25 protein-coding genes are annotated in these 26,495 nt (G+C 60.9%); 11 read left to right on the forward strand and 14 right to left on the reverse strand.

The annotated features are described in order from the left end of the window. Positions 1 to 67 precede the first annotated feature (67 nt). On the reverse strand, positions 68 to 790 hold the full coding sequence (locus tag U367_RS0121755; protein ID WP_028618590.1) for a response regulator transcription factor: 723 nt from the start codon (positions 788 to 790) through the stop codon (positions 68 to 70). 246 nt (positions 791 to 1,036) lie between these two features. Here U367_RS0121755 and U367_RS0121760 point away from each other — a divergent pair, with 246 nt between their 5' ends. Together U367_RS0121760 and U367_RS0121765 are read left to right on the forward strand one after the other, a co-directional pair. Further along, complete coding sequence (locus U367_RS0121760) at positions 1,037 to 1,954, forward strand: FecR family protein (RefSeq protein ID WP_028618591.1); 918 nt, start codon at positions 1,037 to 1,039, stop codon at positions 1,952 to 1,954. Between the two features lie 3 nt (positions 1,955 to 1,957). Beyond that, positions 1,958 to 4,237, forward strand: a complete 2,280-nt coding sequence (locus tag U367_RS0121765) for a CHASE2 domain-containing protein (protein ID WP_028618592.1) — start codon at positions 1,958 to 1,960, stop codon at positions 4,235 to 4,237. Between the two features lie 182 nt (positions 4,238 to 4,419). Here U367_RS0121765 and U367_RS0121770 read toward each other — a convergent pair whose 3' ends face one another. From U367_RS0121770 to glyQ, 4 genes are all read right to left on the reverse strand, one after another. Next, entirely contained in the window at positions 4,420 to 5,190 is a 771-nt protein-coding gene (locus tag U367_RS0121770; RefSeq protein ID WP_028618593.1) for a lysophospholipid acyltransferase family protein, read from the reverse strand. An 82-nt stretch (positions 5,191 to 5,272) separates the two neighbouring features. After that, entirely contained in the window at positions 5,273 to 5,809 is a 537-nt protein-coding gene (gene gmhB, locus U367_RS0121775) for a D-glycero-beta-D-manno-heptose 1,7-bisphosphate 7-phosphatase (RefSeq protein ID WP_161634130.1), read from the reverse strand. Between the two features lie 2 nt (positions 5,810 to 5,811). Further along, positions 5,812 to 7,866: a glycine--tRNA ligase subunit beta gene (gene glyS / locus U367_RS0121780; RefSeq protein WP_028618595.1), complete on the reverse strand. Its 2,055-nt coding sequence runs from the start codon at positions 7,864 to 7,866 to the stop codon at positions 5,812 to 5,814. Next, positions 7,863 to 8,816: a glycine--tRNA ligase subunit alpha gene (gene glyQ, locus U367_RS0121785; RefSeq protein WP_003187265.1), complete on the reverse strand. Its 954-nt coding sequence runs from the start codon at positions 8,814 to 8,816 to the stop codon at positions 7,863 to 7,865. The genes glyS and glyQ overlap by 4 nt, the downstream gene beginning before the upstream one ends. Before the next feature lie 81 nt (positions 8,817 to 8,897). Between glyQ and U367_RS0121790 the strand changes: the two genes are divergently transcribed. Beyond that, positions 8,898 to 9,455, forward strand: coding sequence for a DNA-3-methyladenine glycosylase I (locus U367_RS0121790; protein ID WP_028618596.1), 558 nt, complete (start codon positions 8,898 to 8,900; stop codon positions 9,453 to 9,455). 40 nt (positions 9,456 to 9,495) lie between these two features. After that, positions 9,496 to 10,383 (forward strand): lysophospholipid acyltransferase, encoded by an 888-nt coding sequence (locus tag U367_RS0121795; RefSeq protein WP_028618597.1) that lies wholly within the window; start codon positions 9,496 to 9,498, stop codon positions 10,381 to 10,383. Between the two features lie 111 nt (positions 10,384 to 10,494). Here U367_RS0121795 and U367_RS0121800 read toward each other — a convergent pair whose 3' ends face one another. The 5 genes from U367_RS0121800 to def form a co-directional block, all read right to left on the reverse strand. Next, the gene (locus U367_RS0121800; protein WP_028618598.1) at positions 10,495 to 10,806 is read right to left on the reverse strand and encodes a tetratricopeptide repeat protein; all 312 of its coding nucleotides are present in this window, start codon (positions 10,804 to 10,806) and stop codon (positions 10,495 to 10,497) included. Between the two features lie 42 nt (positions 10,807 to 10,848). Continuing rightward, positions 10,849 to 12,222, reverse strand: coding sequence for a Trk system potassium transporter TrkA (gene trkA, locus U367_RS0121805; protein ID WP_028618599.1), 1,374 nt, complete (start codon positions 12,220 to 12,222; stop codon positions 10,849 to 10,851). A 22-nt stretch (positions 12,223 to 12,244) separates the two neighbouring features. After that, on the reverse strand, positions 12,245 to 13,555 hold the full coding sequence (gene rsmB / locus U367_RS0121810) for a 16S rRNA (cytosine(967)-C(5))-methyltransferase RsmB (protein ID WP_028618600.1): 1,311 nt from the start codon (positions 13,553 to 13,555) through the stop codon (positions 12,245 to 12,247). Continuing rightward, positions 13,552 to 14,502, reverse strand: a complete 951-nt coding sequence (gene fmt / locus U367_RS0121815; protein ID WP_028618601.1) for a methionyl-tRNA formyltransferase — start codon at positions 14,500 to 14,502, stop codon at positions 13,552 to 13,554. The genes rsmB and fmt overlap by 4 nt, the downstream gene beginning before the upstream one ends. Before the next feature lie 67 nt (positions 14,503 to 14,569). Continuing rightward, positions 14,570 to 15,076, reverse strand: a complete 507-nt coding sequence (gene def / locus U367_RS0121820) for a peptide deformylase (protein WP_016978734.1) — start codon at positions 15,074 to 15,076, stop codon at positions 14,570 to 14,572. A 135-nt stretch (positions 15,077 to 15,211) separates the two neighbouring features. On the opposite strand from def, the gene U367_RS0121825 reads away from it, so the two are divergent. The 3 genes from U367_RS0121825 (at position 15,212) to U367_RS0121835 (ending at position 17,758) form a co-directional block, all read left to right on the forward strand. Next, a complete protein-coding gene (locus tag U367_RS0121825) occupies positions 15,212 to 15,988 on the forward strand; it encodes a hypothetical protein (RefSeq protein ID WP_028618602.1) in 777 nt (258 codons plus the stop codon). Between the two features lie 63 nt (positions 15,989 to 16,051). After that, positions 16,052 to 17,146, forward strand: a complete 1,095-nt coding sequence (gene dprA, locus U367_RS0121830; RefSeq protein WP_028618603.1) for a DNA-processing protein DprA — start codon at positions 16,052 to 16,054, stop codon at positions 17,144 to 17,146. Between the two features lie 54 nt (positions 17,147 to 17,200). Beyond that, the gene (locus U367_RS0121835) at positions 17,201 to 17,758 is read left to right on the forward strand and encodes an L-threonylcarbamoyladenylate synthase (protein WP_003170728.1); all 558 of its coding nucleotides are present in this window, start codon (positions 17,201 to 17,203) and stop codon (positions 17,756 to 17,758) included. 81 nt (positions 17,759 to 17,839) lie between these two features. On the opposite strand, the gene U367_RS0121840 is transcribed toward U367_RS0121835, so the two are convergent. Beyond that, a complete protein-coding gene (locus U367_RS0121840; RefSeq protein WP_028618604.1) occupies positions 17,840 to 18,817 on the reverse strand; it encodes a quinone oxidoreductase family protein in 978 nt (325 codons plus the stop codon). A gap of 159 nt (positions 18,818 to 18,976) precedes the next feature. Between U367_RS0121840 and hemF the strand changes: the two genes are divergently transcribed. Continuing rightward, complete coding sequence (gene hemF / locus U367_RS0121845; protein WP_028618605.1) at positions 18,977 to 19,909, forward strand: oxygen-dependent coproporphyrinogen oxidase; 933 nt, start codon at positions 18,977 to 18,979, stop codon at positions 19,907 to 19,909. Further along, complete coding sequence (aroE, locus tag U367_RS0121850; protein ID WP_028618606.1) at positions 19,909 to 20,727, forward strand: shikimate dehydrogenase; 819 nt, start codon at positions 19,909 to 19,911, stop codon at positions 20,725 to 20,727. Before hemF ends, aroE begins: the two co-directional genes overlap by 1 nt. Before the next feature lie 119 nt (positions 20,728 to 20,846). On the opposite strand, the gene U367_RS0121855 is transcribed toward aroE, so the two are convergent. From U367_RS0121855 to betC, 3 genes are all read right to left on the reverse strand, one after another. Continuing rightward, on the reverse strand, positions 20,847 to 22,415 hold the full coding sequence (locus U367_RS0121855) for a SulP family inorganic anion transporter (RefSeq protein ID WP_028618607.1): 1,569 nt from the start codon (positions 22,413 to 22,415) through the stop codon (positions 20,847 to 20,849). Positions 22,416 to 22,548: 133 nt separating this feature from the next. Continuing rightward, positions 22,549 to 23,463, reverse strand: a complete 915-nt coding sequence (choX, locus tag U367_RS0121860) for a choline ABC transporter substrate-binding protein (protein ID WP_028618608.1) — start codon at positions 23,461 to 23,463, stop codon at positions 22,549 to 22,551. A gap of 15 nt (positions 23,464 to 23,478) precedes the next feature. Next, entirely contained in the window at positions 23,479 to 24,993 is a 1,515-nt protein-coding gene (betC, locus tag U367_RS0121865; protein WP_028618609.1) for a choline-sulfatase, read from the reverse strand. Positions 24,994 to 25,096: 103 nt separating this feature from the next. Between betC and U367_RS0121870 the strand changes: the two genes are divergently transcribed. Continuing rightward, complete coding sequence (locus tag U367_RS0121870) at positions 25,097 to 26,047, forward strand: choline sulfate utilization transcriptional regulator (protein ID WP_028618610.1); 951 nt, start codon at positions 25,097 to 25,099, stop codon at positions 26,045 to 26,047. 31 nt (positions 26,048 to 26,078) lie between these two features. Continuing rightward, positions 26,079 to 26,408 (forward strand): DOPA 4,5-dioxygenase family protein, encoded by a 330-nt coding sequence (locus U367_RS0121875; protein ID WP_028618611.1) that lies wholly within the window; start codon positions 26,079 to 26,081, stop codon positions 26,406 to 26,408. Positions 26,409 to 26,495 lie beyond the last annotated feature (87 nt).

The following is a 26,495-nucleotide window of genomic DNA, read 5'->3' on the forward strand; positions in this document are numbered from 1 at the left end:
GACGTTGGCCTTTTTTATTGGGTAAAAATCACTGGTTTTGAAATGCTCCACGTGGAACATCAACGGATCAGGCTTGGGACGCCGCTGCAACACTCTCCAAGCGGTAGCCATATCCATAGATGGTCAGCAACTGCCAACCCCGATCCGCGGTCAGTCCGAGCTTGTTTCTTAGCCGGTAGATATGCGTATCCAGCGGCCGCGAGGACACCATTTCTTCATGGGTCCAGAACCGCTCGTAGAGGTACTCGCGAGAAAGGGGGCGTGCCAGGTTGGCAAACAGACAGCTAGCCAAACGGTACTCACGCTCCGTGAGGTTGATCGGTTTGCCCGCGCGGGTCACGGTCAATTCAGCATCATCAAAGGTCAAGTCATTAAAACTCTGCACTTCGTGGGTGGCAGACTTTTGCAGTCCATGCCGACGCAGAACCGCCGTGACCCGTGCTTTCAGTTCATTAGGACGGAAAGGTTTGCTGACGTAATCATCGGCGCCACTGTTGAGCGCGGTGACGATGTCGCTCTCGGCATCACGGCTGGTGAGCATGATGACGGCGGGCGGCGACTCCATGTGTTCGCGGGTCCAGCGCAGCAACGCGATCCCGGTGATATCCGGCAATTGCCAGTCGAGTATCAGCAGGTCGAAGGTTTCCCGGCGCAGTTGGCGGAGCAGGTCTTCGCCACGTTCAAAGCAATGCAGGGACCAAGGCTGTTCTGCGGTACTGGGGATTTGTCGCAGTGTCTGTTCCACCCGGCGCAGTTCGGCGGGTTCGTCATCCAGTATTGCGACACGCATGGGTGGGTCCTTTCATTTGAAGAGTGCGGCAGCCGTCGGCCGGTTTTTGAATCTGAAGAATTGTGCGCAGATTCATCGACCTCTCGGATCTCTCTATACGCTGGGATCAATGAGCGGTTGACCCATTGAAAGTGCTCGATACCGATGAGGGAAAGATACCGGCTCCTGACCTTAAGGAAAAGGATCAGCCGACGCATGTGCTGCCGTAAACTCCTGTGCGCTGATGCCCTCTGGAAACCTGACTTTATGAGCGCCATGTTTGTTACTTCCAATTGCTTGCGCCGTGCCCTTCCCTCTCTGTTGATCATGGTGATTGGCTCGGCGGGCGCTGCTACAAAGGTTCGTGCAACTTACATCGACGATGACTTCCTGTGCCGAGCCCAGCCTCTGCCTGCCGTGGTCCAGCATCTCACCGGTGAGGCCTGGAAACTCGACATCCAGGGCAAGGTAACTCCCTTGCTGGAAGGCATGACCATTGATGAACGGGAAGGTGTGAAGACCTCGGCTTCGGCGTTCGTCAGCCTGTTGCTCGGTGATGGATCCCGCGTAGTGTTGCCCTCTGACTCCCAGGTGCGGTTGCGCGTGGAGAAGAAACTGTCGATTCCCCAGGTGGTGCTCGAACAAGGCCAGGCCGAGGCGTATGTGATCAAGCGCGCCAGCGATCATGATCGCTTCCAGATCGTGACGCCGGTAGGTGTGCTGGGCGTACGGGGCACGCACTTTCGAGTGCGCAATGACGCTGAGCGATCGCTGTTGGAAGTGTTGGACGGTCAGGTAGCCGCCAACCGAGGACGGACAGGCGAGATCAAAGTTGACGCCCGCCAAGGTCTGCTCTTCAAGAAACAGGGCGACCTCAATCCCGTGGAGCTGCTTCCCGCCCCTAAGCTCATGGGCCAAGACGGCCAAAAAGGCGACGCGCCGGTCTGGAGCTTGTACCTTCGGCCATTGCCCGGCGCCCAGCGCTACCGTGCCCAGGTCGCCACCGACAAAGCCTTTATGAACATCAAGCAGGAAAACTTTTCCAGCGCGCCGAAAATGAGCTTCACTGGGCTCAAAGCCTCGTTCTATCACGTGCGCTTGTCGGCTTACGACGAAAACGGCCTGGAGGGAGAAACCGGGGTCTATGACATCTTCTACTACCCGCCGACTGCCCAGGTACGTTGACCAATGATGCTCTGGGGCAAGGCCGAAAAACGACAACCCACCCATGCCCAGCGACTGTTCCACGGTCTGGTGCGCGAATGGTTGTGGATAGGCTTGCTGCTGCTGCCTATCACCGCCTACCTGTCGCTGAGCCCAGGCCTGGCCTTGAACAATCCTTTATACGACAGCCTGCGTCGCCTCGCACCACTACCCGTCGATCCACGTATCCTGCTGGTTACGATCGATGATTCCAGCCTTAAAAAGCTCGGACGATGGCCTTGGCCACGCAGCCTGCACGCCGACCTGATCGACCGTCTGAGCGCCGCGCAACCGGCAGGCATTCTGTTCGATGTGATCTTCAGTGAGCCCGGTGACCCCACCCATGACAAACGCCTGGCCGAGTCGGTCTGCAACGCTGGCAATGTCTTGCTACCCCTGGTGCGTGAAGGTGCTGCGAACTACAGCCAACCGGACACGCAGATGATGCCCCTGCTTAAATGCGCCAAAGGTGTGGGCCACATCAATGTTGAAGCAGACACCGACGGCGTGGTCCGCAGCCTCTACCTGCGTGAAGGCCCGCCTGATGCCACGGCACCGCAGTTGGCCTGGTTGGCCTATGAGATGAGTGGCGAGTTGTCTGAAATGCCGGGCGAGCCTCTGCAATCGATTACTCAGCACTGGCACCGGGAACACGCTATCCGCATCCCGTTTATTGCACCTCATACCCATTTTCCCAGTGTGTCTTACGCCAGCGTACTGCGCGGTGAAGTCGCTCCCGAGCAACTACGTGGTCGTTTGATCTTGGTGGGATCGACAGCCTCCGGGTTGGGTGATCGTTTCGTCACACCTCTGTCTTCGACGGTGGGGACTACGGCAGGCGTAGAGATCCAGGCCAACGTGCTGAATGGCTTGCTTCAAGGCCGCAGCATCGTTGATCTGCCAGGCTGGCTCGCGGCCTTGATGGCGACCTCGTTGGTCGCATTGCTATTGGGTCTGCTGCTCTATCGCCCGCGCTATGCGCTGTGGATGACGCTGGGTTGCATGGCCGTCGCATTAGTCAGTTCCCTGGCTCTATTGCGCCTGGGCCACTGGTGGTCGCCTGCGGCCTGTCTGATCGGTTTGTTGCTCAGTTACCTGATCTGGAACTGGCGCCGCCTCAGTGTGATCCTCGCCTATTTCGGCTGGGAACTGGCGAGGCTGGACAACGAACCCAAAGTCCTGCCTGAACGCCGCCGTGCGCCCGCCAGCAAAGGCGATGTGTTGCAGGCGCGTATCTTTGCCCTGGAACAAGCCGTGAGCCGCACACGCGACACACGGCGCTTCATGGCCGATGGCCTGGAGTGCCTGCCGGTGGCAACCCTGATTACCGACCCCAAGGGCAATATCCTGCTGGCCAACCGCATTGCCCGGGACGTGTTCGGCAACGATCTGGTCAACGAAAACCTGTTGGAGCAACTCGCCGACCTGGGCTACCCGCCGCTGCACAATGGCGTGCGCCCTGCCCTGTCGGCGCTGGAACTTGTGGAGTTTCGGGACATCCACCAACGCAGCCTGCGCATGGAGCTTGCGCCCTTGCTGCCGGCTGAAGGCGATGTCGCCCTTGGTTGGCTGCTGAGCCTGACGGATTTGAGTAAGGAGCGCGAAGCCCAGCAACACCGCGAGACCATGTTGCGGTTCCTCTCTCACGACCTGCGCGCGCCCCATTCAGCGATCCTTGCGCTGCTGGATGTGCATAACGGCGAGTCCCCGGTCTTCGCCCAGATCGAACAGCAGGTTCGCCGTGCCTTGGGCCTCACCGAATCCTTCGTGCAACTGGCGAAAGCCGAGGCTGATGGTTACCAATTCCAACCGACCCTGTTCGCCATGTTGGTCATGGATGCTTTTGACCAGGTGGCGTTGATTGCCCAGCTTAAAGGGATTCATTTGGTCCATGACTTGGATGAAGCGGATGAAGGTATGGTCTCTGCCGACCAGTCACTGCTCACACGGGCTTTGTTCAACGTGCTGGAGAACGCGATCAAGTATTCGCCTTCCGGGACGACCGTGAGGTTGGGGCACAGTAGCGAGCAAGGCTGGTTGGAATGCCGTATCAGCGACCAGGGCCCGGGGATTGCCGCGGTGGACTTGCCGGAACTGTTCAGCCAATACCGTCGCTTCGATTCAGCCCAGGGCAGTGAAGGCCTGGGGCTGGGACTGACCATGGTCAAGGCCGTGGTGGAGCGTCACGGCGGGCGCATCAGTTGTGAAAGCGTGGTGGGCAAAGGCACCACATTCAGCCTTCAACTGCCGCTGTTGGAAGACTGAAAAACCTACTTTTCTTCTGTGCATAAAAAACCGGTCGCAAGGACCGGTTTTTTTTAGGCGGAAAAAACTTATGCACCTTTTCCGTAATTTTATGAGCTTGGGAAATATGTAAGTAAATCAGCCTCTTAAAAGACAAAAAAGACGATTCGCCAACAAACCGTACACAGGTTATCCACAGATGATCAGATGACGGGCGTGTCGACTACAACCGGCACCGGCGGCAGCGATCCCATGGCCCGTTGCTGGGCTTCATTCCACGCTTGGGCGCGGTCATTCAGCGCGGCGATGGCGCGGGGTCCTTCACCTTCGGCGTACATCGGTTCACCGATCACCACGGTGATGGTGCCTTGGCGTTTAGCCCAGCCGGTCTTTGGCCAGAACTTGCCGGCGTTATGCGCAATCGGCAGTACCGGCAGATGGGCATTGACCGCCAAAGCCGTACCTCCGCGTGAGAACTTGCCTACCGTGCCGTAGGGCACACGTGTGCCTTCGGGGAAGATCAGCACCCAAACACCATCCTTGAGCAACTCGTCACCCTTCTTGGCCACGTGCTTGAGCGCGGCCTTGGGGTTATCACGGTCGATGGCGATCGGACGCAGCATGGCCATGGCCCAGCCGAAGAACGGCACATACAGCAACTCACGCTTGAGCACCTGGCTCAACGGCGAGAAGTACGCCGACAGGAAGAAGGTCTCCCAGGTGCTCTGGTGGTTCGACAGAATCACGCAGGGCTGGTCCGGGACGTTTTCCGCGCCCTTGACCTCGAAACGGATGTTCAGGAACACCTTGGTCAGCCACAAAGCGCAGCGGCACCAGTAGACGTTGATAAAGCGATAGCGCGCCTTGAACGGCAGGAAGGGCGCAATAAAAAAGCTCAGGGTGCACCAGAGAAACGAACTGGTGCCCAGCAGCAGGTAAAAGAAAAAGGTTCTGATGGCCTGCAAAATCGACATGGCGGCATTTACCGTTGCGGGACACGGCCCGCCTGCTAAAAGCGCACTCCCGAGCAATCCTTGTTCAGGAAGTCGAGGGTGGCTAGTTGTTGATAAGTTCTGCGGCAACGGCCGCCAGATCGTCAAAAATCAAGGTGCCTACCGGCAGGTTTTTCGCCTGGGTCTTTTCGCCTTTTCCGGTCTTAACCAAAACTGGCTGAGAGTCGACGGCTTTGGCCGCCTCCAGGTCACCGAGGCTGTCCCCGACGAACCATATCCCAGCCAAGGGCACCTTGTAATGTTCTGCAATGGTTTTCAACATGCCGGGCTTGGGTTTGCGGCAATCGCAGCCCTCATCCGGCCCGTGGGGACAGTACACCACCAGCCCCACGTCACCGCCCTGCTCGGCCACCAACGCGCGCAGGCGTGCGTGCATGGCGTCCAGGGTGGCGATGTCGTAGTAACCACGGGCGATGCCAGACTGGTTGGTGGCGATGGCCACCGTCCAGCCGGCTTTGCTCAACTGCGCGATGGCCTCGATCGAGCCGGGCAGTGGAATCCACTCCGCCACCGACTTGATGTAAGCGTCGGAGTCATAATTGATCACCCCGTCCCGATCGAGAATCAGCAGTTTCAACATGGTCAGCTCAGCGTCGAAATGTCAGCGATATTGACGAACAAGCCGCGCAGGCGCGCCAGCATGGCGTAGCGGTTTTTCCGCACGCCGGCATCGTCGGCATTGATCATCACCGCTTCGAAGAACGCATCCACCGGCTCACGCAAGGTGGCCAGGCGCGCCAGGGCTTCGGCGTAGTTGCGCTCGGCGATCAACGGTTTCACCGCGTTCTCCGCCTTGGCGATGGCCGAGTTCAGCGAGAACTCCTTGGCATCGGCAAACAGGCCAGGGTCGACTTCTGCGTTGCCCAGGCCTTCGGCCTTGCTCAGCAGGTTCGACACACGCTTGTTCACGGCGGCCAGGGCATCGGCTTCCGGCAGTTTGCGGAAGGCCTGCACGGCTTGTACGCGCTGGTCGAAGTCCAGCGCCGAACCCGGCTGCAGGGCACGTACCGACAGGTACACCGACACGTCCACGCCTTCGTCTTCGTAGCGCGCACGCAGGCGGTCGAACACGAACTCCAGCACTTGCTCGGCCAGGCCGGCTTGCTTGACCTTGGCGCCGAACTGGCCGACGGCGAACACCACGGCCTGGGTCAGGTCGAGGTCGAGCTTCTTGTCGATCAGGATGCGCAGCACGCCCAGGGCCGCACGGCGCAGGGCATACGGGTCTTTGCTGCCGGTTGGCAACATGCCGATACCGAAGATACCCACAAGGGTGTCCAGCTTGTCGGCGATCGCCACGGCTGCACCGGTCAGGGTGGTCGGCAGTTCAGCGCCGGCACCGCGTGGCATGTACTGCTCGTTCAGGGCCAGGGCGACATCTTGCGGCTCGCCGTCGTTGAGTGCGTAGTAGTAGCCGGCAACACCTTGCATCTCCGGGAACTCGCCGACCATCTCGGTGGCCAGGTCGCACTTGGACAGCAAGCCTGCACGCGCAGCCCAGGCGGAATCGCCGCCAATGCGTGGCGCAATGTAAGCGGCCAGCTTGGAGACTCGTACGGCCTTGTCGTAGACGCTGCCGAGTTTTTCCTGGAACACCACGTTTTGCAGGCGCAGGTTGAAGTCTTCCAGCTTTTGCTTCTTGTCTTGCTTGAAGAAGAACTCGGCGTCAGTCAGGCGCGGGCGAACGACTTTCTCGTTACCGGCGATGATCTGCTGCGGGTCCTTGCTTTCGATGTTGGCCACGGTGATAAAGCGCGGCAGCAACTTGCCATCCACATCCAGCAGGCAGAAATACTTCTGGTTGTCCTGCATGGTGGTGATCAGCGCTTCTTGCGGCACGTCGAGGAAACGTTCTTCGAACGAGCACACCAGCGGCACCGGCCATTCGACCAGCGCAGTTACTTCGTCGAGCAGGCTTGGCGGCACGATGGCGGTGCCTTCTTGCAGACGAGCCAGCTCTTCGGTGCGCTTGCTGATCAGCTCGCGACGCTCGTTGGCGTCGGCCAGCACGTAGGCGGCACGCAGGTCGGCGGCGTAGTTGGCCGGCGAGGTGATGCGTACAGCTTGCGGGTGATGGAAGCGGTGACCACGGGAATCACGACCGGACTTCTGGGCGAGAAGGGTGCAATCGATGACCTGGTCACCGAGCAGCATCACCAGCCATTGGGTCGGACGTACGAACTCTTCTTTACGTGCACCCCAGCGCATGCGCTTGGGGATCGGCAAATCATTCAACGAGTCTTCAACGATGGTCGGCAACAGGCTGGCAGTCGGCTTGCCGGTGATGATCTGGCTGAAACGCAGTTTCGGACCGCTCTGGTCGATTTCGCTCAGCTCGACGCCACACTTCTTGGCAAAACCCAGTGCAGCTTGAGTCGGGTTGCCTTCAGCATCGAAAGCCGCCTGGCGTGGCGGGCCGTCGAGGTTGATGCTGCGGTCCGGCTGCTGGGTTTCCAGCGCGGTCAGCAACACGGCCAGGCGACGTGGCGCGGCGTAGACTTTTTTCGCGGCGAATTTCAGGCCAGCGGTCTGCAGGCCTTTTTCGATACCGGCCAGGAACGCGTCGGCCAGGGTGTTCAGTGCCTTGGGTGGCAGCTCTTCTGTGCCCAGTTCAACCAGGAAATCTTGAGCACTCATTGTGCAGCCTCCAGCTTAGCCAACACTTCATCACGCAGGTCCGGGGTCGCCATCGGGAAGCCCAGCTTGGCGCGAGCCAGCAGGTAGGCTTGGGCGACGGAACGCGCCAGGGTGCGTACACGCAGGATGTATTGCTGGCGCGCGGTGACCGAGATGGCACGGCGGGCATCCAGCAGGTTGAAGGTATGGGAGGCCTTCAACACCATTTCATAGCTTGGCAACGGCAGCGGCTGGTCGAGTTCGATCAGGCGCTTGGCTTCGCTTTCATAGAAGTCGAACAGTTCGAACAGTTTGTCGACGTTGGCGTGTTCGAAGTTGTAGGTGGACTGCTCCACCTCGTTCTGGTGGAACACGTCGCCGTAGGTCACTTTGCCGAACGGGCCATCAGCCCACACCAGATCGTAGACCGAGTCCACGCCTTGCAGGTACATGGCCAGGCGCTCGAGACCGTAGGTGATTTCGCCGGTCACCGGGTAGCACTCGATGCCGCCCGCTTGCTGGAAGTAAGTGAACTGCGTCACTTCCATGCCATTGAGCCAGACTTCCCAGCCCAGGCCCCAGGCGCCCAGGGTCGGCGATTCCCAGTTGTCTTCGACAAAACGGATGTCGTGGACCAGTGGGTCCAGGCCGACATGTTTCAGCGAGCCCAGGTACAGTTCCTGGAAGTTATCCGGGTTCGGCTTCAGTACCACCTGGAACTGGTAGTAGTGCTGCAGACGGTTCGGGTTTTCGCCGTAGCGGCCGTCAGTCGGGCGACGACTGGGCTGCACATAAGCGGCGTTCCAGGTTTCCGGGCCAATGGCCCGCAGGAATGTAGCGGTGTGGAAAGTGCCGGCGCCTACTTCCATATCGTAGGGCTGAAGTACCACACAACCTTGCTCGGCCCAGTATTGCTGGAGGGCGAGGATCAAGTCTTGGAAGGTACGCACGGCTGGCGTAGGCTGGCTCACGAAATTCACCTGTTACTTGGGCTGCGATTTAAAGAGCGGGAGTATACCCGATTCGGCCGCGCCACCATCCCCTGGAGCCTTATGCCACGCTGCTTTTGGTGTTCTGAAGATCCGCTGTACATGGCTTATCACGATCAGGAGTGGGGAACGCCGCTGCGCGATGCGCAGGGTTTGTTCGAGTTGCTTTTGCTCGAAGGGTTCCAGGCGGGCCTTTCCTGGATCACCGTTTTACGCAAACGTGAGCATTATCGAAAGGTCTTGTTTGGTTTTGACGCGCAGCGATTGGCGCGGTTGACCGATGATGAGATCGAAGCGCTGATGCAGGATCCGGGCATTGTGCGCAATCGCCTGAAGCTCAACGCCACCCGTCGCAATGCCGCTGCCTGGCTGGCGTTGGAGGACCCGGTGGGGTTGCTCTGGTCCTTTGTTGGCGGCATCCCCAGGGTCAATAATTTCAAGGATCGCAGCGAAGTGCCGGCGATTACACCGCAGGCTGAAGCCATGAGCAAAGCCTTGAAGAAAGCCGGTTTCACTTTCGTCGGGCCAACCATTTGCTACGCGTTCATGCAGGCCTCGGGCATGGTCATGGACCACACTCAAGACTGCGACCGTTACGCGGACTTGGCCAACGCCGGTTAGAATGCCGGCTTTGCGCACCACACACGATCAGGAGTGACCTGTGGAAAAGTTTAAAGGCGCCTTGCTGGTAGGCGCTCTCCGGCTGTTTGCCCTACTGCCCTGGCGCGCTGTCCAGGCCGTCGGCACGGCCATTGGCTGGATCATGTGGAAAACCCCCAACCGCTCCCGCGACACGGTGCGGATCAACCTGTCCAAATGCTTCCCGGACATGAACCCAGCCGAGCGCGAAGCGCTGGTCGGGCGCAGCCTGATGGACATCGGCAAGTCCCTGACCGAAAGCGCCTGCGCCTGGATCTGGCCGGCCCAGCGCTCCATCGACCTGGTGCGTGAAGTCGAAGGCCTGGAAGTGCTGCACGAAGCCCTCGCCTCGGGCAAAGGCGTGGTCGGCATCACCAGCCACCTGGGCAACTGGGAAGTGCTGAACCACTTCTATTGCAGCCAATGCAAACCGATCATTTTCTACCGCCCACCCAAACTCAAGGCGGTGGACGAATTGCTGCGCAAGCAGCGCGTGCAACTGGGCAACCGCGTGGCCGCGTCGACCAAGGAAGGCATTCTCAGTGTGATCAAGGAAGTGCGCAAAGGCGGCCAGGTAGGTATCCCCGCCGACCCGGAGCCGGCCGAATCCGCCGGGATCTTCGTGCCATTCTTCGCCACCCAGGCGCTGACCAGCAAGTTCGTGCCGAACATGCTCGCCGGCCACAAGGCGGTAGGTGTGTTCCTGCATGCGCTGCGGCTGCCGGACGGTTCGGGTTACAAAGTGATCCTGGAAGCGGCGCCGGAAGACATGTACAGCACCGACACCGCCACGTCCTGCGCGGCAATGAGCAAGGTGGTGGAGCGGTATGTCGGCGCTTATCCGAGCCAGTACATGTGGAGCATGAAGCGCTTCAAGAAACGCCCGCCGGGCGAGGCGCGGTGGTACTGACGGCTACCCGCACACTGTAGGAGCGAGCTTGCTCGCGAAGATCTCTAACGATAACGCGTACACGCATGAATGCTCGTGGTGCTTTTGAGTTCTTCGCGAGCAAGCTCGCTCCTACAGTTGTTTTTCCAACTTCTTGAGAAATACGGTCATCTCTTTTTCGGCCTGTTTGTCGCCATGGGCCTGGGCCGCTTCGATGCCCTTCTCCCACGCCAGCCGCGCCGCCGCACGCTCTTCCAAGCCCAACTGCGCCTTACCCAACAACTTCCACGCCGCCGAATACTTGGGGTCGAACTCCACGCATTTCTGCAAATGCTCCGCCGCCTTGGCGTTGTCCTTCAGGTCCAAATAACCCTTGCCCAAACCAAAGCGCAGCAGGGAGTTATCCACACCCTTGGCCAGCATTTTTTCCAAGGATTCAAGCATACAAAGGATCCTGTAGGAGCCGGCTTGCCGGCGATAGCGTCATCAGAAAAAACTCAACCCCACGTGGAACAGCTTCTCCACATCGCGGATATGTTTTTTATCCACCAGAAACAGAATCACATGGTCCCCGGTTTCGATCACCGTATCGTCGTGGGCAATGATCACCTCTTCATCACGAATAATCGCGCCAATGGTGGTGCCCGGCGGCAAGCCGATATCGCGGATGGCCTTGCCGATCACTTTGCTCGACTTCGAGTCGCCGTGGGCAATCGCCTCGATGGCTTCCGCCGCGCCCCGGCGCAGGGAGTGCACGCTGACGATATCGCCACGGCGCACGTGGGCCAGCAAGGTGCCGATGGTCGCCAACTGCGGGCTGATGGCGATGTCGATATCGCCGCCCTGGATCAGGTCCACGTAGGCGGGGTTGTTGATGATGGTCATCACTTTTTTCGCGCCCAGCCGCTTGGCCAGCAACGACGACATGATGTTGGCTTCGTCATCGTTGGTCAGGGCCAGGAAGATATCTGCGTCGGCGATGTTCTCTTCCATCAGCAGGTCGCGGTCCGAGGCACTGCCTTGCAGTACGACGGTGCTGTCGAGGGTGTCGGACAAATGCCGGCAACGTGCCGGGCTCATCTCGATGATCTTCACCTGATAGCGGCTTTCGATGGCTTCGGCCAAACGCTCGCCGATCTGCCCACCGCCCGCGATGACGATGCGCTTATAGGTTTCATCGAGGCGGCGCATTTCGCTCATGACTGCACGAATATTCGCTTTGGCGGCGATGAAAAACACTTCGTCGTCGGCCTCGATCACGGTATCGCCCTGGGGCAGTATCGGGCGGTCGCGCCGGAAAATCGCGGCGACGCGGGTTTCCACACTGGGCATGTGCTCACGCAACTGACGCAGTTGCTGGCCCACCAGCGGGCCGCCGTAATAGGCCTTTACCGCGACCAGTTGCGCCTTGCCGCCGGCAAAGTCGATCACCTGCAAGGCGCCCGGAATTTCGATCAGGCGCTTGATGTAATGGGTGACCACTTGTTCCGGGCTGATCAGCACGTCGACGGGAATCGCGTCGTTGTCGAACAGACCTGCGCGGGTCAGGTAGGCCGCCTCGCGCACACGGGCGATCTTGGTCGGGGTGTGGAACAGGGTGTGGGCGACCTGGCAGGCGACCATGTTGGTTTCGTCGCTGTTGGTCACGGCGACGAGCATGTCGGCATCGTCGGCGCCGGCCTGGCGCAGCACGGTTGGAAACGACGCGCGGCCCTGCACCGTGCGGATGTCCAGGCGGTCGCCGAGGTTGCGCAGGCGCTCGGCATCAGTGTCGACCACGGTGATGTCGTTGGCTTCACTGGCCAAATGTTCGGCCAGCGTACCGCCGACCTGCCCTGCCCCAAGGATGATGATTTTCATCCGGTCACTCCCTTAAAACCATTCAGCCGCGCGCGGCGGCGATCTTGATCAGTTTGGCGTAGTAGAAGCCATCGTGTCCGCCCTCTTGCGCGAGCAACTGGCGGCCATGGGGCTGCTTGATGCCGGCCGTGGTGGCAAGGTCCAGCTCTCGGGCGCCGCTGGTGCGGGCGAGGAAGGCTTCGATCACCTCGGTGTTTTCCGTCGGCAAGGTGGAACAGGTGGCGTAGAGCAGGATGCCGCCGACTTCCAGGGTCGGCCACATCGCGTCGAGCAGCTCACCTTGCAGCACGGCCAGGGCGGCGATGTCGTCGGGTTGGCGGGTGAGCTTGATGTCCGGGTGGCGGCGGATCACGCCGGTGGCGGAACACGGTGCATCGAGCAGGATGCGCTGGAACGGCTTGCCGTCCCACCAGGTGGCGGTGTCACGGCCGTCGGCAGCGATCAGCTCGGCGCTGAGGCCCAGGCGCGCCAGGTTCTCGCGCACGCGCACCAGACGCTTGGCCTCCAGGTCGACAGCGACGACACCGGCCAGGTCTTTTTCGACTTCCAGGATGTGACACGTCTTACCGCCTGGCGCGCAGCAGGCGTCGAGCACGCGCTGGCCCGGCGCCAGGTCGAGCAGGTCGGCGGCCAGTTGCGCGGCTTCGTCCTGCACGCTGATCCAGCCTTCGGCAAAGCCCGGCAGGCTGCGCACGTCAGTGGCGGCTTCGAGCACGATGCCGTCGACGCTGTACACGCATGGCGTGGCGTTGATGCCGGCCTCGTTGAGCAATTGCAGGTAGGCGTCACGGCTGTGATGACGACGGTTGACCCGCAGGATCATCGGCGGGTGCGCATTGTTCGCCGCGCAAATGGCTTCCCACTGCTCAGGCCAGAACGCCTTCAGGGACTTTTGCAGCCAGCGCGGATGGGCGGTGCGCACCACCGGGTCATGTTCCAGCTCGGCCAGCAGCGCCTCGCTTTCGCGCTGGGCGCGGCGCAGTACGGCGTTGAGCAGGGCCTTGGCCCAGGGTTTTTTCAGCTTGTCGGCGCAACCGACCGTTTCGCCGATTGCGGCGTGGGCGGGCACGCGGGTGTAGAGCAGTTGATAGAGGCCCACCAGCAGCAGCGCCTCGACATCCGCATCGGCCGGCTTGAACGGCTTTTGCAGTAATTTGGTTGCCAGCGCCGACAAGCGTGGCTGCCAGCGTGCCGTGCCAAAGGCCAAATCCTGGGTGAAACCGCGATCACGGTCTTCGACCTTGTCCAGTTGGGTGGGCAACGAACTGTTGAGAGAAGCCTTGCCTTGGAGGACGGCGGCGAGAGCCTTGGCGGCGGCCAGACGTGGGTTCATTGGGCAGCCCCAAGGACGGTGCCCACGGCAAATTTCTCACGACGGCTGTTGAACAAATCGCTGAAATTAAGCGCCTTGCCCCCGGGCAATTGCAGACGAGTCAGGCACAGCGCCTTATCGCCGCAAGCGACCAACAGGCCGTCCTTGCTGGCGCCAATGATCTCACCGGGAGCGCCTTTGCCCTCGGCCAGGGTGGCGGCCAACACTTTCAAGGCTTCGCCGTTGAGGGTGCTGTGGCAGATCGGCCATGGGTTGAAGGCCCGCACCAGGCGCTCCAGCTCCACGGCCGGGCGGCTCCAGTCGATGCGCGCTTCGTCTTTGTTGAGTTTGTGGGCGTAGGTGGCGAGGTTGTCGTCCTGCACTTCGCCTTCCAGGGTGCCGGCGGCCAGGCCGGCGATGGCCTGGATCACAGCAGGTGGGCCCAGCTCGGCAAGGCGGTCGTGCAGGCTGCCTCCGGTGTCTTCGCCGGTGATCGGGGTGGTGACCTTGAGCAGCATGGGGCCGGTGTCCAGGCCGGCTTCCATGCGCATCACGGTCACACCACTTTCGCTGTCACCGGCTTCTACGGCGCGCTGGATTGGCGCCGCACCGCGCCAGCGTGGCAGCAGCGAGGCATGGCTGTTGATGCAGCCCAGGCGTGGGATATCCAGCACCACTTGCGGCAGGATCAAGCCGTAGGCCACCACCACCAGCAGGTCCGGCTTCAGCGCGGCCAGTTCGGCCTGGGCCTCGGCGTTGCGCAGGGTCGGCGGTTGCAGCACGGGAATGTTGTGCGCCAGCGCCAGCTGCTTGACCGGGCTCGGCATCAGTTTTTGTCCACGACCGGCCGGGCGATCCGGCTGGGTGTACACCGCGACGATGTCATAAGGGCTGGCAAGCAGGGCCTTGAGGTGTTCGGCGGCAAATTCAGGCGTGCCGGCAAAAACAATGCGCAGTGGCTCGGTCATGGGAGGTCTCGGTTAAAAGCAGTCACAAAAGAAAAAGGCTTGCCGCAGCAAGCCTTTGGAAGGGGCATCAAGCTTGCTGGCGATGCTTTTTTTCCAGCTTCTTCTTGATCCGGTCGCGCTTGAGCGTGGACAGGTAATCGACAAACAGCTTGCCGTTGAGGTGGTCGCATTCGTGCTGGATGCACACCGCCAGCAGGCCTTCGGCAATCAGCTCAAATGGCTTGCCGTCGCGGTCCAGGGCCTTGATCTTCACGCGCAGCGGGCGTTCGACGTTCTCGTAGAACTCCGGCACGGAGAGGCAGCCTTCCTGGTATTCGCCCATCTCGTCGGTCAGCGGTTCGAACTCCGGGTTGATGTACACCATCGGTTCGCTGCGATCTTCCGACAGGTCCATGACCACGACGCGCTGATGCACGTTGACCTGGGTCGCGGCGAGGCCGATGCCCGGGGCTTCATACATTGTTTCAAACATGTCATCGACCAACTGACGAACCTTGTCGTCCACTACGGCCACCGGTTTGGCGATCGTGCGCAGGCGCGAGTCGGGGAATTCGAGGATGTTCAAAATAGCCATAAGCGTAATTGCTGCACATGTGAGGTAGAGGCAAATCGGCGTTGGGATGGACCCACACGACCGGTGTGAAACCCTTAAAAGCCGCGAAGGCCAAGGCATTTCACGCGAATGCACATAATAAAGGAGATTCACCCCATGAGGAAATCGCTACTCGTCTTGCTGCTGTGGTCCCCGTTTTCCATGGCCCTGCTGCCCCAGCCCATCCAGCGCCTGGAACAACCGACGCAACAGGCTATCCAGCGATTCCTGCTGCATAACCGCATCCTTGATACACCCCAGGACCTGGACAACGCGCCGTATATCGTCGCTGCCGAGGCTGGCCGCGTGCTCGGCGCCAATGGCGAGCGGGTGCATGCCAGGGGCAACCTGGACCCTTCCCAACCCCTTTACGGCATATTCCGAGGCGGCAAGGTCTACACCGACCCGCAGACCCGAGAGCTGCTGGGGATCAACGCCGACGACATTGGCACCGCCCGTTTTGTAACGGCTGGCGACCTCACCACCCTGGCCGTCCAACGTATTACCCAGGAGGTGCGACCCGGTGACCGTCTGTTACGTGCACAACCTCCGGCCGATCCGACAGCCTTTGCGGTCTCGCCAACCACGCCCTTTATCGAAGGGCAGATCATCGATATCCCCAAGGGCGTGACCCAGATCGGCGTGCTGGATGCCGTGACCCTGAACAAGGGTCGTCGTGACGGCCTGGTTGAAGGCCAACTGCTCAGCGTGATCAAGACCGGCGCCAAGGTTCGCGACAGCCTGACCGGCGCACCGACCAAACTGGCCGACGAACGCGCGGGCACCCTGCTGGTGTTTCGCACTTACGAAAAACTCAGTTACGGCCTGGTTCTCAATGCCTCACGACCCCTGGCAGTGATGGACCGTTTCGAGACTGCTCATCAAACGCAATAAATAGCCTGCTAAATAAGTTACCAACAGAGTTATCCACAGCTTGTTACGGTCAAGGATGATCAGATGTATCCGACAAACAACCACGAAATATCCCCGTCAGAACTGGAAGCTCGACTACGCTTGCACAGGCTGCCGGAACTGGGTCAGAAACGTTTTCGCTTATTGATCGAGGCCTTCGGCTCTGCCTCAAAAGCCATCAGCGCACCTGCCAGTGCCTGGCGTTCGCTGGGGTTGCCGGCCATCAGCGCTGATGCCCGGCGCAGTCATGAAATCCGCGACGGCGCCAGCGCGGCATTGGCCTGGCTGGCCCGCCCGGCCCAGCATTTGCTGATGTGGGACCAGCCTGACTACCCCGCACTGCTTGCCCAGATCGATGACGCGCCACCGTTGCTATTCGTCGCCGGTGAACCTGCGATCCTGGAAAAACCGCAACTCGCGATGGTGGGTAGTCGTCGTGCATCGCGTCCCGGCATGGACACGGCGGCAGCGTTTTCACGCAGTCTGGCGAGCGCCGGTTTTGTCATCACCAGTGGCCTTGCGTTAGGCATTGACGGTGCAGCCCATCAGGCGGCATTGGACGTGGGTGGCCAGACAATCGGTGTGCTTGGCACCGGGCTGGAAAATTTTTATCCACAGCGCCACCGACGGCTGGCGGCGGCGATGATTGACCAAGGCAGCGCCGTGGTTTCCGAGTTTCCTCTGGACGCACCGCCCCAGGCGGGCAATTTTCCCCGCCGCAACCGGATCATCAGTGGCCTGTCCCTGGGTGTGTTGGTGGTGGAAGCCAGCATGGCCAGCGGTTCGCTGATCACGGCGAAGCTGGCGGCGGAGCAAGGGCGCGAGGTGTATGCGATCCCGGGTTCCATCCACCATCCCGGTGCAAAGGGATGCCACCAGTTGATCCGTGACGGCGCGGTTCTAGTGGAGACGATCGAGCACATCCTGGAAGGTTTACGTGGCTGGCAGGCATTGTCCCGCCCAGCGCCGATGCCGGTTGTGCATCCGCTGGTGGCGTTGCTGCACGCGGCGCCCCACACCAGCGAAGCCCTGGCGATTGCCAGTGGGCGATCGTTGTCCCAGGTGCTGGCAACCCTTACGGAGCTTGAGCTCGAAGGTCAGGTCATCTGCGAAAGCGGGCGCTGGCTTGCGCGCTGCTAGGTTTTGTAAAGAAGATCGGTAAACTGCGCAGAGCTTTAGTCTGGAGAGTGAACAATGGTCAACCGGTGGCGTGTGCTGGAAACCGCACGAGAAATTCGCGCAGGCGCGGTGATTGCCTATCCAACCGAAGCGGTTTGGGGCTTGGGCTGCGACCCGTGGAACGAAGAAGCAGTGGACCGTTTGCTCGCCATCAAGAACCGTTCGGTGGACAAGGGCCTGATCCTGGTGGCGGACAACATCCGTCAGTTCGACTTTCTGTTCGAAGATTTCCCGCAGGACTGGATCGACCGCATGGCCAGCACCTGGCCAGGGCCGAACACCTGGCTGGTGCCCCATCAGGACTTGTTGCCGGAGTGGGTGACGGGTGTGCACGACACCGTAGCGCTGCGGGTGACTGACCATCCGCTGGTGAGGGATTTGTGCTCGCTGGTAGGGCCGTTGATTTCTACTTCGGCCAACCCACAGGGTCGCCCGGCGGCGCGCACGCGGATTCGCGTGGAGCAATACTTCCGTGGCCAAGTGGACCTGGTACTGGGTGGCGCCCTGGGTGGGCGCAAGAACCCGAGCCTGATTCGCGATCTGGTGACGGGTGAGGTGGTGCGGCCTTCTTGAGACCTCGCCGGCAAGCCGGCTCCTACAGGGATTGTGTGCTTTCTGTAGGAGCCGGCTTGCCGGCGACAGCACCCTGAAGCCTTACGGCAACAGAATGGTCGACCCTGTCGTCCGCCGTCCCGATAACTCCGTCTGCGCTTTCGCCGCCTCCGCCAGCGCATACCGCTGGTTGATATCAATGCGCACCTTGCCGCTCTTGATCATCGAGAACAGGTCATCCGCCATCGCCTGCAGGTTTTGCGGGTTGTTGGCGTAGGTCGCCAGGGTTGGCCGGGTGACGTACAGCGAGCCCTTGGCCGACAGGATCCCCAGGTTCACCCCGTCCACCGCGCCTGACGCATTGCCAAAACTCACCACCAGCCCACGTGGCGCTACGCTGTCCAGCGAGGTCAGCCAGGTGTCCTTGCCGACGCCGTCGTACACCACTGGCACTTTTTTGCCGTCGGTCAATTCCAGCACGCGCTGTGCGACGTCTTCCTTGCTGTAGTCGATGGTTTCCCAGGCGCCGAGGGATTTGGCCAGCGCGGCTTTTTCCGGCGAACTCACGGTCCCGATCAGCTTGACGCCTAGGGCCTTGGCCCATTGGCAGGCCAGGGAGCCCACGCCACCTGCGGCGGCATGGAACAGGATGGTTTCGCCGCCTTTGAGTTCATAGGTCTGGCGCAGCAGGTACTGCACGGTCAGGCCCTTGAGCATGGCGCCGGCGGCTTGTTCGAAGCTGATGTCGTCCGGCAGATGTACCAGGTTGGCGGCGGGCAACACATGCAGTTGGCTGTAGGCGCCCAGCGGGCCGCTGCCGTAGGCCACGCGGTCACCGACTTTGAATTGAGTGACTTCACTGCCGACCGCGTCGACCACCCCGGCGCCTTCTGCGCCCAACCCCGATGGCAACGCGGGCGGCGCATACAGACCGCTGCGGAAATAGGTGTCGATGAAGTTGAGGCCGATCGCCTCATTACGTACGCGAACCTGCTGCGGGCCGGGATCTGCCGGCGTGTAGTCCACATACTCAAGCACTTCGGGGCCGCCATGGGCGCTGAACTGGATACGTTTTGCCATCTGCCTTCTCCTTGGGTCGAATTCGCATAGCCCCCTATCCCACTCCTAAGCTTGATCTTCGTCAACTGCGGCGCAACCGGGTGCAGTGGTATCCTGTGCGCCCATTTGCCGCCGACGCCCAATGGCCTCGCGTAGCTTTGCCCGATTCAAGGTGATGCCATGACTACCCGCACCGAGGCTGTAAAGGCCTACCTGCTTGACCTGCAAGACCGCATTTGCAGCGCCCTGGAAACCTTTGAGACGGACACTCGCTTTATCGAAGACGCGTGGACCCGGCCTGCGGGCGGCGGCGGTCGCACCCGCGTGATCGAAAACGGTTCGGTGATCGAAAAAGGCGGCGTCAACTTTTCCCACGTGTTTGGCAGCGGTCTGCCACCGTCCGCCAGCGCGCATCGGCCTGAGCTGGCCGGCCGTGGCTTTGAGGCCTTGGGGGTGTCGCTGGTGATCCACCCGCACAACCCACACGTACCGACTTCCCACGCCAACGTGCGCTTTTTCATCGCTGAAAAAGAAGGCGAAGAGCCGGTGTGGTGGTTCGGCGGTGGTTTCGACCTCACGCCTTACTATGGCAACGACGAAGACTGCATCCACTGGCACCGCGTGGCCGAGCAGGCCTGTGCACCGTTCGGTCCAGACGTGTATTCGCGCTACAAAGCCTGGTGCGACAGCTACTTCCACATCAAGCACCGCAACGAACCGCGCGGCATCGGCGGCCTGTTCTTCGATGATCTGAACGAATGGGACTTTGACACCTGCTTCGCCTTCATCCGCGCCATCGGTGACGCCTACATCGACGCCTACTTGCCGATCGTGCAGCGCCGCAAGGCCACCGCCTACACCGAGCAGCAGCGCAAATTCCAGGAATTCCGTCGCGGCCGCTACGTTGAATTCAACCTGGTCTACGACCGTGGCACCCTGTTCGGCCTGCAATCGGGCGGGCGCACCGAGTCGATCCTGATGTCGTTGCCGCCGCAAGTGCGCTGGAGCTACGACTGGAAAGCCGAGGCCGGCAGCGAAGAAGCGCGTCTCACCGACTACTTCCTGCAAGACCGTGACTGGCTGGGCCTGGCCGCGCCCAAGGCGGCTGTCTGATGGACCGCTATGTCGTGTTCGGCAACCCCATCGGCCACAGCAAGTCGCCGCTGATCCATCGCATGTTCGCCGAGCAGACCGGCGAGCAACTGGACTACAGCACCTTGCTGGCGCCCTTGGAAGATTTCACCGGCTGTGCCCGTGAGTTTTTCCAACAAGGCCGTGGTGCGAACGTCACCGTGCCGTTCAAGGAAGAGGCATACCGTTTGGCCAACACCTTGACCGAACGCGCCCAACGCGCGGGCGCGGTGAACACCCTGAGCAAGCTGGCCGACGGCAGCCTATTGGGTGACAACACCGACGGCGCCGGCCTGGTGCGCGACCTCACGGTCAACGCCGGGTTGAGCCTGCAAGGCAAACGCATCCTGTTGTTGGGCGCCGGAGGCGCGGTGCGCGGCGCATTGGAACCGTTGCTGGCCGAACAGCCCGCTTCGCTGATCATCGCCAACCGAACCGTGGAAAAGGCCGAACTACTCGCCGAGTTGTTCGATGATCTTGGCCCGGTGTCCGCCAGTGGTTTCGACTGGCTTCGCGAGCCGGTGGACGTCATCATCAACGCCACTTCCGCCAGCCTGTCAGGCGATGTACCGCCGATTGCCGGCAGCCTGATCGAACCAGGCAAGACGTTTTGCTACGACATGATGTATGCCAAGGAGCCGACCGCGTTCTGCCGCTGGGCCAGCGAACAAGGCGCAGCCGTGGCGATGGATGGCCTGGGCATGTTGGTGGAACAGGCGGCGGAAGCGTTCTTCCTGTGGCGCGGTGTGCGCCCGGAGTCAGCGCCGGTGTTGGCCGAGCTGCGCCGCCAGTTGGCCTGACATCGATCTGGCACGGGCACGGTCATTGTAGGAGCCGGCTTGCCGGCGATTGGCCCTCAAGACGTGTGCTGACCTCGCGGGCGCTATCGCCGGCAAGCCGGGCTCCTACAGGGGTGGGTTCAGTCTTCGAAATGGAGGGGGCACTTGTCGGCCCCCTCCAGCTTCTTAAGTTCTTCAACGACCTGTGCCCGCGCCCGACGCAACGTCAAGCTGCGCCCCAACCCGCGCAAGCGCCGCGCCTCCTGGTGCAGCATCTCCACCCCGGAATAGTCGATAAAGTTGATCTGCTGCGCCTCGATCACCACCCGTTCGCCCTGCAGGCTTTGCAGGCGCACTTGCAGGTAGTGGCTGGCGCCGAAAAAGATCGAACCGCCCACTCGCAGCACATCCTCATCACCATCGCGCCATTGCTGAACCCGTGGCTGCGACGTGCGCTTGAGGTAGAAAAACAGCGACGCCAGCACCCCGGCGTAAATCGCTGTTTGCAGCTCCAGCAGCAAGGTGGCGACGCAGGTCAGGCTCATCACCACGAATTCGGCACGACTGACGCGGAATAAAGCGCGAATACCGCGACGGTCCACCAGCCCCCAACTGATCAGCAAGATGCTCGCTGCCATGCTCGGGATCGGAATATGGGCGATCAATGCCGCGCCAAACAGCGCAAACAGTGCCACCCATAATGCGGAAAACACGCCCGCCAACGGCGAACAGGCGCCCGCCTCGTAGCTGAGACCAGAGCGTGTGAACGAACCGGCTGACAAATACCCGGAGAAAAATCCGCCAACGATGTTGGATAAGCCCTGCGCACGCACTTCCTGATTGGCGTCGAGCAATTGCTGCGAACGCGCCGACAGCGAGCGGGCGATCGACAGGCTGGTCACCAACCCCAGCATGCCCACCGCCACGGCGCTCGGCAGCAGGCGCAGGATCACGTCCAAGTCCATGGGCAACGGGCTGAACGGCGGCAGTTTACCGATAAACGAACTGACCAGCGCCACATGCCCGAACATCGCCGGCCACAGCCACGCCACCAGGCTGCCCAGCGCCAGGGCGATCAACAGGGTCGGCCAGCGCGGTACGAGGTACTTGAGCAGTGCGCCAACCAGCAAGGTACCGAGCCCGAGAGTGAGTGAGGCATGATCCCATTCGCCGCTATGGTGGATCAGTGCCAGCAGGCTATTGATCGCCGTGGCTTGGCTCGGCAAATCCAGCCCCAGCAGATTGGGCAGTTGCCCGAGCGCAATCACCACGGCGGCACCCAGGGTGAAACCGAGCACCACCGAATGGGAGACAAAATTCACCAGCGCGCCAAAACGCAGCATGCCCAGTAGCCACTGGAAAACCCCGGCGAGGAAGGTGAGCAACAGGATCAGGGTGATGTAGTCCTGTGAGCCCGGCACGGCCAGCGGGCTGACGCTGGCGTAGAGCACAATGGAAATCGCCGCCGTGGGGCCGCAGATCAGGTGCCAGGACGAACCCCAGAGGCAGGCGATCAGCACTGGTATGATCGCGGCGTATAGGCCGTATTCGGGTGGGAGACCGGCGATCAGCGCGTAGGCAATTGACTGTGGCAAGGCGAGAACCGCGCCACTGAGGCCCACCATCGCATCCCGGCCAACGCTGGCGCGGGTCTGGCGCGGGAGCCAGGCGAGGAAGGGGAAAAGTGTATGGCGGTTGGGCCGGGGCATCGGGCTGCTCGAAATACTGTAGGAGCTGGCTTGCCAGCGAAGGTGGCTAACGATAACGCGGGTTGTCTGAAAAAACGCGGCGTTTTCGAGTGCTTCGCCGGCAAGCCGGCTCCTACAGGGGGTGATGTTGCATTCAGAGTTTGGCTTTTACGGCCGCCAGCGCATCCTTGCCATCTACGGTCTTCACGCCATCCAGCCACTTATCCAATACCGCCGGGTTGGCCTTGATCCACGCCTTCGCCGCTTCGGCATTGCTGACCTTGTTGTTGGCCACCTCGGCCATGATGCTGTTCTCCATCTCCTGGGTAAAACTCAGGTTGGTCAGCAGTTTTCCCACGTTCGGGCAGGCCTGTGCGTAGCCCTTGCGGGTCAAGGTATACACGCTGCCGGTGTCACCAAAATATTTCTCGCCGCCTTTGAGGTAGTGCATTTTCAACTGCACGTTCATCGGGTGCGGGGTCCAGCCGAGGAAGGTCACGAACTTCTGCTTTTTAACGGCGCGCGACACTTCGGCGAGCATCGCTTGTTCGCTGGACTCCACCAACTTCCACTGGCCGAGCGCGAAGTCGTTTTTCTTGATGATCTCCTGCAACGAAATATTCGCCGGCGCGCCGGAGCCGATGCCGTAGATCTTCTTGTCGAACTTGTCGGCAAATTTGTTCAGGTCGGCAAAGTCATGCACCCCGGCGTCCCACACATAGTCGGGCACGGCGAGGGTGAACTCAGTGCCGTCGAGGTTCTTCGCCAGTTGCACCACGTCGCCATTGGCCACGAACTTGTCATAGAAGCCCTGCTGCGCCGGCATCCAGTTGCCCAGAAACACATCCACCTGGCCGTCCTTGAGCCCGCCAAACGTAATCGGCACCGCCAGGGTGTCGACCTTGGGTTTATAGCCCATGCCCGTCAGGAGGAAACCGGTGATGGCATTGGTGGCCGCAATATCGCTCCAGCCCGGATCGGCCATCTTTACCGTTTCACAACTGGCGTCTGCGTAAACATTGGCGCTTCCCAGCGCCAGGAGCCCCAGCATCACAGTTAATTTTTGCATGGCCTTCCCTCAGTGTTATTGGTTTTGGCAGGGTTGTGGATAACGTGCCTTGCGCTCCAGGTCGTCGAGGTCGATATGGTTGCGCATGTATTGCTGACTGGCGTCCACCAGTGGCTGGTGATCCCAGCTCTTCAGCTTGCCCTGGATCAGTGCTTCAAACACCAGACGGCGGCGGCGTTGGCTGGCGAGCACCTGTTGGTGGATCGCCTGGATGTCCCATTTGGCCCGCGCCTCGTCCAGGAAGGCTGCAAACAGCGCCTGATGCTGCGGCGACTGGCTGAGGTCTTCCTGCTCCCGAGGGTCGTTGTGTACATCGAACAGTAGACAAGGGTCGTCTTCGCTGTAGATGAATTTGTAGGCGCCACGGCGAATCATCATCAGCGGGCCGATGGTGCCTTCGGCCATGTATTCGCCGAACACTTCGTCGTGCCCGCCCTGCCCTCGCAAGTGCGGGATAAGCGAGCGGCCGTCCAGCGGCAGGCGCGGGTCCAGCTCGCCGCCGGCCAATTCCACCAGGGTCGGCAACAGGTCGGCGGTGGACACGGCTTTGCTGACGCGGCCCGCCGCGAATTGCCCTGGCGCACTGATCAGCAGCGGTACGCGGGCGGCCATTTCAAACCAGTGCATTTTGTACCAGAGGCCCCGCTCGCCGAGCATGTCACCGTGGTCGCCGGAGAAGATGATGAGGGTGTCGTCGGCCAGCCCGGTGTCTTCCAGGGTCTGCAGCAGCTTGCCGACATTGCTGTCGATGTAGCTGCACGCGCCGAAATAGGCACGGCGCGCATCACGGATCTTATCCACAGGCAGCGGCTTGTCCCACAGGTCGTAGACCTTGAGCAGGCGCTGGGAATGTGGGTCGAGATCGCTTTGCGCGGGTGTTGCAGGCAACGGGATATCAGCGTCGTCGTACAGGTCCCAGAACGGCTTGGGAATGGTGTAGGGATCGTGGGGGTGAGTCATCGACACCGTCAGGCAGAACGGCTGGTCGCCGTCTTCGCGGATATGGTCGAACAGGTATTGCTGGGCTTTGAACACCACCTCTTCGTCGAAATCCAGCTGGTTGGTGCGCACGCACGGCCCGGCTTGCAGCACCGACGACATGTTGTGATACCAAGTGGGGCGTACGTCCGGCTCATCCCAGTTCACCGCCCAGCCATAGTCGGCGGGGTAGATGTCGCTGGTCAGGCGTTCTTCGTAGCCATGCAACTGGTCGGGACCGCAGAAGTGCATCTTGCCCGACAGCGCGGTGCGGTAGCCGAGGCGGCGCAGGTAGTGGGCGTAGGTCGGCACGTCGGCGGGGAAATCGGCGGCGTTGTCGTAGGCGCCGATCTTGCTCGGCAGCTGGCCACTCACCAGGGTGAAACGCGACGGCGCGCACAACGGGCTGTTGCAATAGGCGGCATCGAACACCACGCCTTGTGCGGCGAGGCGGCTCAAATTCGGTAGTTTGATAGGCGAAGAACCGTAGAACGGAAGCAACGGCGCGGCCATTTGATCGGCCATGATGAAAAGAATGTTCTTGCGCTTCATGATCTATCGGCATTCCATAGGCGGTGTTTATGCGAAAGAGCATGCAGCCCATGAAAAGTGGGGTAAAGCCCATGAAAAGCAATGTCTAGGATAAGCACAGCTTATGTATGAAGCCCTTGGTGACCTGTCCCTCGATTTGCTGCGTGCTTTCGAAGCCGCCGCACGTCATCGCAGCTTTACCGCCGCTGCGATGGAACTGGGCACCACCCAGCCGGCTATCAGCCAACAGATCAAGCGCCTGGAAGAACAGTTGGCGATCCGCCTGTTTGATCGTATCTACCGGGGGATCGAACTGACCGACGCCGGCGCCCTGCTGTTCGAGCATGTGCAAGGTGGGTTGCAGGGCATCAACCAGGGGCTGAGCCTCATTACCCAACAGGACCAGCATGAAGTGCTGCAAGTCGCCACCGACTTCGCCTTCGCCGCCTATTGGCTGATGCCGCGCCTGCATCGATTTCACCAGGCCAACCCGCAGGTCGATGTCAGCCTGGTGACCAGCGAGCGCAACCACGCCACCTTGCGCAGCGATATCGACGTGGCAGTGTTGTTTGGTGACGGCCGTTTCAAGCAGGGCGACAGCCTGTGGTTGTTCAATGAGGAAGTGTTCCCTGTGTGCAGCCCGCAGTGGCTCAAGGACCAGGCCACGCGATTGACTGTGCAAAATTTGCACGATTTCCCGCTGCTGCACCTGCGCCAGGAAAACAACAGCCAGTGGTTCGACTGGAGCGGTGTGTTTCGCGAACTGGGCATCGCCAGCGCGCCAACGCCTGGCCAACTGCGTTTCGACAACTACACCCTGCTCATTCAGGCGGCGATTGCCGGCCAGGGCGTGGCCATCGGCTGGCGGCACCTTGTGGATAACCTGCTGGAGCAGGGCTGGTTGTGCCGGCCGGTCAGCGACACGGTGATCTCGCGCTTTGGCTATTACGTGGTGCAACCCCAGCGCAAACGTCGGGGGCAATTGGTCGAGCGTTTCGTTGACTGGCTGGTGGCGGAGCAAGCCAGCAGCGCACAGTCGCTGACCGGGCTGGCCCTGCCGTCCATTGCGGTCTAGCATCTGGCGCATATTGGATCCGGAGTCCGCCATGCAACGTATCAAGGGCTACCACGCCCATATCTACTTCGACGCGAGCACCATCGAACAGGCGCGCACCTTGTGCGAAGACGCCGCCAAACTCTTCCCACTGCGCATGGGCCGTGTGCACGAACGACCGGTAGGCCCGCACCCGGATTGGAGCTGCCAGTTGGCGTTCGATCCTGAGTACATCGGTGTCGTGTTGCCGTGGTTGGTGATTCATCGCAATGGACTGGTGGTTTTTTTGCACCCCGAAACCGGTGATGACCTGAAGGACCACACTGATTATGCCGTCTGGATGGGGGCGATGCGGGAGCTGAACCTGTCAGCCTTTTCTTAAATGTTATCCCTAAATATGGGATTGATATTTATATATTGAGACTTCCGTTCGCGTAGGTTTATATTCGCTGCATCCGCTCAGAACTCA

The sequence above is a fragment of the Pseudomonas canadensis genome (genome assembly GCF_000503215.1).
Taxonomy (GTDB): domain Bacteria; phylum Pseudomonadota; class Gammaproteobacteria; order Pseudomonadales; family Pseudomonadaceae; genus Aquipseudomonas; species Aquipseudomonas canadensis.

What these genes read in the sequence shown, in the direction of transcription:
- U367_RS0121825 (WP_028618602.1), top strand. Translation starts at nt 15,212, where the DNA reads ATGAGGAAATCGCTACTCGTCTTGCTGCTGTGGTCCCCGTTTTCCATG.
- hemF (WP_028618605.1), top strand. Translation starts at nt 18,977, where the DNA reads ATGACTACCCGCACCGAGGCTGTAAAGGCCTACCTGCTTGACCTGCAA.
- U367_RS0121875 (WP_028618611.1), top strand. Translation starts at nt 26,079, where the DNA reads ATGCAACGTATCAAGGGCTACCACGCCCATATCTACTTCGACGCGAGC.
- U367_RS0121765 (WP_028618592.1), top strand. Translation starts at nt 1,958, where the DNA reads ATGATGCTCTGGGGCAAGGCCGAAAAACGACAACCCACCCATGCCCAG.
- rsmB (WP_028618600.1), bottom strand. Translation starts at nt 13,555, where the DNA reads ATGAACCCACGTCTGGCCGCCGCCAAGGCTCTCGCCGCCGTCCTCCAA.
- dprA (WP_028618603.1), top strand. Translation starts at nt 16,052, where the DNA reads ATGTATCCGACAAACAACCACGAAATATCCCCGTCAGAACTGGAAGCT.
- U367_RS0121870 (WP_028618610.1), top strand. Translation starts at nt 25,097, where the DNA reads ATGTATGAAGCCCTTGGTGACCTGTCCCTCGATTTGCTGCGTGCTTTC.
- U367_RS0121855 (WP_028618607.1), bottom strand. Translation starts at nt 22,415, where the DNA reads ATGCCCCGGCCCAACCGCCATACACTTTTCCCCTTCCTCGCCTGGCTC.
- choX (WP_028618608.1), bottom strand. Translation starts at nt 23,463, where the DNA reads ATGCAAAAATTAACTGTGATGCTGGGGCTCCTGGCGCTGGGAAGCGCC.
- U367_RS0121840 (WP_028618604.1), bottom strand. Translation starts at nt 18,817, where the DNA reads ATGGCAAAACGTATCCAGTTCAGCGCCCATGGCGGCCCCGAAGTGCTT.
- aroE (WP_028618606.1), top strand. Translation starts at nt 19,909, where the DNA reads ATGGACCGCTATGTCGTGTTCGGCAACCCCATCGGCCACAGCAAGTCG.
- betC (WP_028618609.1), bottom strand. Translation starts at nt 24,993, where the DNA reads ATGAAGCGCAAGAACATTCTTTTCATCATGGCCGATCAAATGGCCGCG.
- def (WP_016978734.1), bottom strand. Translation starts at nt 15,076, where the DNA reads ATGGCTATTTTGAACATCCTCGAATTCCCCGACTCGCGCCTGCGCACG.
- U367_RS0121770 (WP_028618593.1), bottom strand. Translation starts at nt 5,190, where the DNA reads ATGTCGATTTTGCAGGCCATCAGAACCTTTTTCTTTTACCTGCTGCTG.
- U367_RS0121800 (WP_028618598.1), bottom strand. Translation starts at nt 10,806, where the DNA reads ATGCTTGAATCCTTGGAAAAAATGCTGGCCAAGGGTGTGGATAACTCC.
- U367_RS0121790 (WP_028618596.1), top strand. Translation starts at nt 8,898, where the DNA reads ATGCCACGCTGCTTTTGGTGTTCTGAAGATCCGCTGTACATGGCTTAT.
- trkA (WP_028618599.1), bottom strand. Translation starts at nt 12,222, where the DNA reads ATGAAAATCATCATCCTTGGGGCAGGGCAGGTCGGCGGTACGCTGGCC.
- U367_RS0121760 (WP_028618591.1), top strand. Translation starts at nt 1,037, where the DNA reads ATGAGCGCCATGTTTGTTACTTCCAATTGCTTGCGCCGTGCCCTTCCC.
- gmhB (WP_161634130.1), bottom strand. Translation starts at nt 5,809, where the DNA reads ATGTTGAAACTGCTGATTCTCGATCGGGACGGGGTGATCAATTATGAC.
- U367_RS0121755 (WP_028618590.1), bottom strand. Translation starts at nt 790, where the DNA reads ATGCGTGTCGCAATACTGGATGACGAACCCGCCGAACTGCGCCGGGTG.
- fmt (WP_028618601.1), bottom strand. Translation starts at nt 14,502, where the DNA reads ATGACCGAGCCACTGCGCATTGTTTTTGCCGGCACGCCTGAATTTGCC.
- U367_RS0121835 (WP_003170728.1), top strand. Translation starts at nt 17,201, where the DNA reads ATGGTCAACCGGTGGCGTGTGCTGGAAACCGCACGAGAAATTCGCGCA.
- glyS (WP_028618595.1), bottom strand. Translation starts at nt 7,866, where the DNA reads ATGAGTGCTCAAGATTTCCTGGTTGAACTGGGCACAGAAGAGCTGCCA.